Origin of the sequence: Pseudomonas sp. GV085, from assembly GCF_003050925.1 — a bacterium.
Classification (GTDB): domain Bacteria; phylum Pseudomonadota; class Gammaproteobacteria; order Pseudomonadales; family Pseudomonadaceae; genus Aquipseudomonas.
Genome location: NZ_QAOV01000013.1, coordinates 211,227 through 217,470, shown reverse-complemented (window position 1 = coordinate 217,470; position 6,244 = coordinate 211,227). Strand labels below are relative to the sequence as shown.

Genomic DNA, 6,244 nt, shown 5'->3' with positions numbered 1-6,244 from the left:
AATGACGGTCTCTGCCCCGCGCACGCTCTTCAACTCTAGCTCCCTCAGTTTGCTGCGCGACAGCGCGGCGTCGAAGACGAGGCGGCCCCTCCTACAGAAGATCGCATTTCCCTGTAGGAGCTGCCGCAGGCTGCGATCTTTTGATCTTTTAATATGTAAACGCGACATGGAAATGTCGTGTATCGGATAGTTCGCCCTCAAACAGTGCGTTTATCGGCCAAATTCGTTAGTCTACGCGCCATTTTTGCGTCTGCGGCCCACAAGGCAGCAACGCGCTAAAAGGGTTGGTCTCATACGGACCGACAGCATTTCCCTCACCCATAGGGAAATCCCTCTCTAAATTCCGATTCAGTAGTGTGGTATTTCCTTAATGAAAGTGTTGAAAGGCCAGGACATCCTGGCACTTGGTTTTATGACGTTTGCCCTGTTCGTCGGGGCTGGCAACATCATCTTCCCGCCTATCGTCGGTTTGCAGTCCGGACCTAATGTCTGGATGGCGGCGCTGGGCTTTCTGGTCACCGCGGTCGGTCTGCCGGTGATCACCGTTGTTGCGCTGGCGAAAGTCGGTGGGGCAATGGATGCATTGAGTAGCCCGATCGGTAAAGTGGCTGGAGGCCTGTTGGCGGCTGCCTGCTATCTGGCCGTAGGGCCACTGTTCGCGACGCCACGTACCGCCACGGTATCGTTCGAAGTCGGCCTGGCGCCGCTGACCGGCGAGAGCCCGCTGGCGTTGTTCCTGTACAGCTCGGTGTACTTCCTGCTGGTGTTCTTCATTTCGCTGTACCCGGGCCGTTTGCTGGATACGGTAGGGCGCTTCCTCGCGCCGCTGAAGATTATCGCCCTGGCCGTTCTCGGCATCGCAGCATTCGCCTTGCCGGCCGGTGACATTGGTCAAGCAACCCCTGAATACATGGCAGCGCCGTTTTCCCAAGGCTTCATCAATGGTTACCTGACCATGGATACCCTGGGCGCCCTGGTGTTCGGCATCGTCATCGTCAACGCCATCCGTTCCCGCGGTGTCGAGTCGCCCGCACTGATCACTCGTTACGCGATCATTGCCGGCCTGATTGCCGGTGTGGGTCTGGCGCTGGTTTACGTCAGCCTGTTCCGTCTCGGTTCGGGCAGTCATGAAGTGGCCGCTGGCGCTACCAATGGTGCGGCGGTATTGCATGCTTACGTGCAGCACACCTTCGGATCGCTAGGTAGTGGTTTCCTTGCCGTGCTGATCTCACTGGCGTGCCTGGTGACTGCGGTCGGCCTGACCTGTGCCTGCGCCGAGTACTTCAGCCAAGTGCTGCCACTGTCCTACAAGACGCTGGTCATCATCCTTGCTGCATTCTCCCTGCTGGTGTCCAACCTGGGCCTCACCAAGCTGATTGCGTTCTCGATCCCGGTACTGACCGCGATCTATCCGCCGTGCATCGTTCTGGTGGCGTTGAGCTTCTGCAAGGACTTCTGGCATGAGCAGGGTCGTATCCTCGGCCCGGTCATGCTGGTGTCGTTCATCTTCGGCCTGATCGACGCCCTCAAGGGTGCAGGCCTGGCGGACTGGATGCCGACGCAAATGGCCCACCTGCCGCTGAGCGAGCAGGGCCTGGCCTGGCTGGTGCCGTCGGTGATGACACTGGTGGTCGCAGTGGTTTGCGATCGCCTGCTGGGCAAGCGCGCCGAAGCCTTGGCTTAAGTCGCTTCACGGCCCGCCACAAGCGGGTTTTGAGCAGAAACAGAAATGCCCCGTATCAATCGATACGGGGCATTTTTTATGGGGTTGAGGCAGTGTCTTTTTTTCTGAGCTAACGTCGAAAGTCTGCCAAACCCATTGTAGGAGCAGCCGGTCGACGCTCGATTGCTCGCGAAGGTCGTGAACTATGGCACGTGATTTCCGGATAGGCGCGTTGCTCTCGGGTTCTTCGCGAGCAAGCTCGCTCCTACAAATACATCACAAGGACCTGCATGTCGTTCATCCAAGCCAACCTGATCCACATTCTTGCCGCTATCTGGTTCGTTATCTGCTGGGGCGGCTACACCCGCTATGCCACATGGAAGGGCCGTGATACGGCGTGCCTGGCCAGTGTTCTGCACCTTTATCGCGAAGACTGGATGCGCCGCATGCTGTTGCGCGACAACCGCATCGCCGATGCCAGCGTGATTGGCAATCTGGAGCGTAACGCTTCGTTCTTCGCCTCGAGTACGTTGATTATCCTGGCCGGTATTCTCACGGTGTTGGGGGCCTCGGAGCGGGCGGTATCGTTGCTGGCGGATATCCCGATGGTGCAGCAGGCTTCCCAGGGCATGTCGGAAATCAAGTTGCTGTGCCTGGCGCTGGTGTTCGTCTATGCGTTCTTCACGTTCAGCTGGTGCATGCGCCAGTACAACTTTGCAGCGATACTGGTGGGGTCGGCGCCGATGGTCGGTGAACGCCATGTGTCCGAGCAGGAGCGCAGGGCCTTTGCCGCCCGTGCAGCCCGTGTCATCTCCATGGCCGCCAACCAGTTCAACTTTGGCCTGCGCTCTTATTACTTCGGCATGACCATGCTGGCCTGGTTCGTTAGTCCATGGCTGTTCATGTTGATGAGTGCCGGTGTGGTCTTCGTATTGTATCGCCGCGAGTTTCACTCCGACGTTCTCGATGTGATGGTCTATACCCCTACAGAGGCGCCATCGTCCGAGGTGAATAAAGAAGCTGCCTGATTGGGCGTCCGCGCTGGCTATCCAGTGTGTTACTGGAGGAATCTGTCCCGGCAGCGCAGTCTGGTTTGGCTGGTGGGATTAATCTGTTTTTTGTTGTTGATGATTAGTCCGACTTTTCGCACGATTTTTCTCTAATCGCTGTTTTGCAGGCAAAAGAAAACCCGCACTTGGCGGGTTTTCTTTCATCACACAAAAAAACGGATTAGTACTTAGGCGCTTGCGGAGCGGCTGGAGCGGCTGGAGCGGCCTCTTTTGGCGCTTCTGCGTTCGATTCAGTCTGATCTTTGGCGGCTTCGGCGTTTTCTTTCGCCGCGTCGTTCACTTTATCCTGAGCTTCGTTCATTTTCTGCTGGGCTTGCTCAGCATGTTGGTTAGCATCTTGAGCTTTGTCCTCGGATTTTTTATCGCAGGCAGCGAGACCGAGGGAAGCGGTCAACATCAAGGCAATAGCTAAAGTCTTACGCATGGGGTGTTTCTCCTGATGAAAAGCATCTACTGGCCTTAAGAACCCAAGTATCAGCGTTAAGTTCCTTAATTCTTTCAGATATATAAGTTTGTTCTAATGCGGAACTTTTACCCGGACCGCCACTGCACTGTACGGATTTAAACAAGGGTTTTTATCAAATGGCTGAAAATCCCGTTTTTGAGCGTGCGACGCGCTTTCTGTCGGCGCTGCGACATTGTCAGGTACTTGGACTAAGCGTTCACAGCGCCAGCAGCGAAGGGCTGACGATAGTGCTGCCGTACAGCCCGCAGATCGTCGGCAATCCTGAAACCTGCGTGATTCATGGCGGGGCGCTGACCTCGCTGATGGACACGGCCTGTGGCATGGCGACGCTCTGCGTACTCCCGGAGTTCGAGGTCTGCCCGACCCTCGACCTGCGTATCGACTACATGCACGCCGCCGAGCCGCATAAGGATGTGTACGGCTTTGCCCAATGCTATCGGGTCACCACTGACGTGATTTTTGCCCGTGGCTTCGCCTATCAGGATGAGCCCGGGCAACCCATTGCCCATGTGGTGGGCACTTTCATGCGCATGGGCAAGGGCATCAAAGGTACCAAGGGCTTTGGTGGCGTGGTTGCCGGAGGTGCGCAATGAGTGAATCTCTGAAGGACCCATTGCAAAAGGCCCACGAGCAGGGCGATTACGCCTCGCTGCTGGATTTGATTCCCTATGCCCGGCTGATCGGCGTCGAATGTTCACGGGTGGGAGATGAGTTGCTGTTCAAGCTGCCAGCGAACAAGGACAACATTGGTAACCCTTTGTTGCCGGCGATTCATGGCGGTGTGATCGCCGGGTTCATGGAGTTGGCCGCGGCACTGCACCTGTTGGTGTTTACCGGAACGCCCGGGGTGCCGAAGATCATCGACTTCTCCCTGGATTACCTGCGTGCCGGGCAGTTTCGCGATACCTGGGCCCGATGCCAGGTTTGCCGCCAGGGCCGCCGGGTCGCCAACGTGGCGATTACCGCCTGGCAAAGCACTGAGGCCGAACCCATTGCCACGGCCCGAGCACATTTCAAACTCGAAGAGCCCTTGAAATCCTGAACTCAGCCCCAAACTCTGAGGACAACCCGCCGTCGACCCTCAAGGTCGCGGCTTAAGCCATCTGATTGGAGTTTGATAACCATGAGTGTGGAAACTCAAAAGGAAACCCTGGGCTTCCAGACCGAGGTGAAGCAACTGCTGCATCTCATGATCCATTCGCTGTATTCCAACAAGGAAATTTTCCTTCGCGAATTGATCTCGAACGCCTCTGACGCTGTCGACAAATTACGTTTCGAAGCCCTGGCCAAGCCAGAGCTGCTGGAAGGTGGCGCCGAACTGAAAATCCGCGTGAGCTTCGACAAGGACGCTAAAACCGTCACCCTCGAAGACAACGGTATCGGCATGAGCCGCGAAGACGCGATCACCCACCTGGGTACCATCGCCAAGTCCGGCACCGCCGATTTCATGAAGCACCTGACCGGCGACCAGAAGAAAGACTCGCACCTGATCGGCCAGTTCGGTGTCGGTTTCTACTCCGCATTCATCGTCGCTGACAAAGTCGATGTGTTCAGTCGTCGTGCCGGCAGCGCTGCCAGCGAAGGCGTGCACTGGTCGTCCAAGGGCGAAGGTGACTTCGAAGTTGCGACCATCGACAAGGCCGAACGCGGCACTCGCATCGTCCTGCACCTGAAATCCGGTGAAGACGAATTCGCCGATGGCTGGCGCCTGCGCAACATCATCAAGAAGTACTCGGACCACATTGCCTTGCCGATCGAACTGCCGAAAGAAGTGGCAGCCACCGAAGGCGAGGAGAAGCCAGCCGTTGAGTGGGAAACCGTCAACCGCGCCAGCGCCCTGTGGACCCGTCCGCGCACCGAGATCAAGGACGAGGAGTACCAGGAGTTCTACAAGCACATCGCTCACGACTTCGAAAACCCTCTGAGCTGGAGCCACAACAAGGTCGAAGGCAAGCTGGAATACAGCTCGCTGCTGTACGTGCCGGCCCGTGCGCCGTTCGACCTGTACCAGCGTGAGGCGCCGAAAGGCCTGAAGCTGTACGTGCAGCGTGTGTTCGTCATGGATCAGGCCGAGTCCTTCCTGCCACTGTACCTGCGCTTCATCAAAGGCGTGGTCGACTCTAACGACCTGTCGCTGAACGTGTCGCGGGAAATCCTGCAGAAAGACCCGATCATCGATTCCATGAAGTCGGCGCTGACCAAGCGCGTTCTGGACATGCTGGAAAAACTGGCGAAGAACGAGCCAGAGCAATACAAAGGCTTCTGGAAAAACTTCGGTCAGGTCATGAAAGAAGGCCCGGCCGAAGATTTCGCCAACAAGGAAAAAATCGCCGGCCTGCTGCGTTTCGCCTCGACCCTTGGCGACGATGGCGAGCAGGTTGTCGGCCTGGCCGAGTACCTGGCGCGCGCCAAGGAAGGCCAGGACAAGATCTACTACCTGACCGGCGAAACCTACGCGCAGGTCAAAAACAGCCCGCACCTGGAAGTCTTCCGCAAGAAAGGCATCGAAGTGTTGCTGTTGACCGACCGCATCGACGAGTGGCTGATGAGCTACCTCAACGACTTCGACGGCAAGAGCTTCGTCGACGTGGCGCGCGGTGACCTGGACCTGGGCAACCTGGACTCGGAAGAGGACAAGAAGGCTGCGCAAGAAGTCGCCAAGGCCAAAGAAGGTCTGGTTGAACGTCTGAAGACCGCGCTGGGCGAATCCGTTGCTGAAGTTCGGGTGTCCCATCGCCTGACCGACTCCCCGGCGATCCTGGCCATCGGCGAGCAGGACCTGGGCTTGCAGATGCGCCAGATTCTGGAAGCCAGCGGCCAGAAGGTTCCGGATTCGAAGCCGATCTTCGAATTCAACCCGGCTCACCCGCTGATCGAGAAGCTCGACAACGAGCAGAGTGACGAGCGCTTCGGCGACCTGTCGCACATCCTCTTCGATCAGGCGGCGCTGGCGGCCGGCGACAGTTTGAAAGATCCGGCGGCCTATGTGCGCCGTCTGAACAAACTGTTGGTTGAGCTGTCGGCTTAACCAGGTTGCAGAAAACC

General features: G+C 57.5%; 6 protein-coding genes and 1 pseudogene. 6 read left to right on the top strand and 1 reads right to left on the bottom strand.

Annotation, left to right across the window (positions count from 1 at the left end; all coding sequences use genetic code 11):
• Positions 1-370 precede the first annotated feature (370 nt).
• The 3 genes and pseudogenes from brnQ to C8K63_RS30995 form a co-directional block, all read left to right on the top strand.
• Positions 371-1,684, top strand: coding sequence for a branched-chain amino acid transport system II carrier protein (gene brnQ / locus C8K63_RS24700; protein WP_108219051.1), 1,314 nt, complete (start codon positions 371-373; stop codon positions 1,682-1,684).
• Between the two features lie 269 nt (positions 1,685-1,953).
• The gene (locus C8K63_RS24695) at positions 1,954-2,691 is read left to right on the top strand and encodes a DUF599 domain-containing protein (RefSeq protein WP_108219050.1); all 738 of its coding nucleotides are present in this window, start codon (positions 1,954-1,956) and stop codon (positions 2,689-2,691) included.
• 18 nt (positions 2,692-2,709) lie between these two features.
• Positions 2,710-2,826, top strand: a pseudogene (locus C8K63_RS30995) (MAPEG family protein); the annotation flags it as partial.
• A 67-nt stretch (positions 2,827-2,893) separates the two neighbouring features.
• Here the strand turns inward: C8K63_RS30995 and C8K63_RS24690 are convergent.
• Complete coding sequence (locus C8K63_RS24690) at positions 2,894-3,157, bottom strand: hypothetical protein (protein ID WP_108219049.1); 264 nt, start codon at positions 3,155-3,157, stop codon at positions 2,894-2,896.
• 158 nt (positions 3,158-3,315) lie between these two features.
• On the opposite strand from C8K63_RS24690, the gene C8K63_RS24685 reads away from it, so the two are divergent.
• The 3 genes from C8K63_RS24685 (at position 3,316) to htpG (ending at position 6,227) form a co-directional block, all read left to right on the top strand.
• Positions 3,316-3,792 carry a PaaI family thioesterase gene (locus C8K63_RS24685; RefSeq protein ID WP_108219048.1) on the top strand — a complete coding sequence of 159 codons (477 nt, stop codon included), beginning with the start codon at positions 3,316-3,318 and terminating at the stop codon, positions 3,790-3,792.
• Positions 3,789-4,241, top strand: coding sequence for a PaaI family thioesterase (locus C8K63_RS24680; RefSeq protein ID WP_108219047.1), 453 nt, complete (start codon positions 3,789-3,791; stop codon positions 4,239-4,241). The genes C8K63_RS24685 and C8K63_RS24680 overlap by 4 nt, the downstream gene beginning before the upstream one ends.
• Before the next feature lie 81 nt (positions 4,242-4,322).
• Positions 4,323-6,227 (top strand): molecular chaperone HtpG, encoded by a 1,905-nt coding sequence (gene htpG, locus C8K63_RS24675; RefSeq protein ID WP_108219046.1) that lies wholly within the window; start codon positions 4,323-4,325, stop codon positions 6,225-6,227.
• Positions 6,228-6,244 lie beyond the last annotated feature (17 nt).